Annotated in this window: 2 protein-coding genes; one reads left to right on the forward strand and one right to left on the reverse strand. The window is 45.0% G+C overall.

Annotated elements, in window-relative coordinates:
• The coding region (locus KI743_RS24235) for an NAD(P)/FAD-dependent oxidoreductase (protein WP_285468558.1) at positions 1-1033 on the reverse strand (1033 nt) is incomplete at its 3' end.
• A gap of 238 nt (positions 1034-1271) precedes the next feature.
• Here KI743_RS24235 and fdxA point away from each other — a divergent pair.
• On the forward strand, positions 1272-1595 hold the full coding sequence (gene fdxA, locus KI743_RS24240) for a ferredoxin FdxA (RefSeq protein WP_032550401.1): 324 nt from the start codon (positions 1272-1274) through the stop codon (positions 1593-1595).
• Positions 1596-1672 lie beyond the last annotated feature (77 nt).

Consider the following 1672-nt stretch of genomic DNA (forward strand, 5'->3'; position numbering starts at 1 on the left):
AAGTCGCAGCAACAACAGTACCGCCAGGACACATACAGAAGCTGTAAACGGTACGGCCATTCTTACAGTGGTGAACCAGTTTGTAGTCCGCAGCACCAAGGATTGGGTTGCCAGCATTTGGACCGAAACGCGCTTCATCAATCATTGATTGTTTGTGTTCAATACGGAAACCAACAGAGAATGGCTTCGCTTCCATGTAAACACCGCGTTCGTGCAGCATTTCGAATGTATCACGAGCACTGTGTCCTACCGCTAGGATAACGTGGCGAGATTTGATCTCTTCGCCGTTAGATAGGGTCAGGCCTGTGATTTGACCATCTTCCATGTGGATGTCGTCAACACGAGTGCTGAAGCGAATTTCGCCACCAAGCTCGATGATTTTCGCACGCATTTTTTCGATCATGGTAACCAGTTTAAAGGTACCGATGTGCGGCTTACTTACGTATAGGATTTCTTCAGGTGCGCCTGCCGCAACAAACTCTTCGATAACTTTACGACCGTAGTGTTTTGGATCTTTTACTTGGCTGTATAGCTTACCGTCAGAGAATGTACCCGCGCCGCCTTCACCAAACTGTACGTTTGATTCTGTGTTCAGAGTACGTTTACGCCAGAAACCGAAGGTATCTTTAGTACGTTCACGAACTTCTTTACCACGCTCAACAACGATAGGCTTGAAGCCGCTTTGCGCTAGGATAAGCGCTGAGAATAGGCCACATGGACCAAAACCGATAACGACAGGGCGCTCAGTTAGGTTTTCAGGTGCTTGTGCAACAAACTTGTAAGCCATGTCTGGCGTTACTTTCACGTGAGGGTCGCTCACGAACTCTTCGAGTAGGGCTTCTTCGTTTTCTACAGCGACATCGAGAGTGTAGATAAGAAGGATCTTTGTTTTCTTACGAGCATCGTAGCCACGTTTAAAGATATTAAAAGAGATAACCTGATCAGCAGTGATACCCAGTTTCGCTTCAATTGCGTCTTGGATTTCGTGCTCTTCGTGGTCGAGTGGAAGTTTAATTTCGGTTAAACGTATCATGTATAGATGTCTCGTTTTATAGGTGTCTTAGCTTGGCACTGCGGATCTCATCATAGTTGTTGAGAGAGTGCTTCGCTCACAATGGCGCGCATTTTACGAGAAATTGAATTCTCTGTCATAATAAATTGAAAGCAGAAGCGAATTAGAGATGATATTCCCCCGCGATGATATTGAATTTTGTCTTGGGATGAGTATTATCCCCACTCCTCAATTTTGACTAACTTAAGAGCAGAGCATCATGGCATTTGTCGTCGGCGATAACTGTATCCAATGTAAATATACTGACTGTGTGGCGGTATGTCCCGCAGACGCATTTCATGAAGGTCCAAACTTCATGGTAATCAATCCGATTGAGTGTATTGACTGTGGCCTATGTGTGCCGGAATGTGATGCCCAAGCGATCTTCCAAGAGGACGAAGTACCAGAAGATCAGCAAATCTACATTGAGCTGAATGCGGAATTAGCAGAGCTGTGGCCTGTTCAAACTGAAGTGAAACCTGCAATGGATGAAGCTGAGAAGTGGAATGGTGTGCCAGATAAGCTAGGTATGTTAGAGAAATAGAAAACTGAATGATTTAGAGGGTTGGTATGAAAATGCCAACCCTTTTTACTATCTCATGATACGAGATACGAGATACG

It is taken from the genome of Vibrio sp. D420a (genome assembly GCF_030248625.1).
Classification (GTDB): domain Bacteria; phylum Pseudomonadota; class Gammaproteobacteria; order Enterobacterales; family Vibrionaceae; genus Vibrio; species Vibrio fortis_A.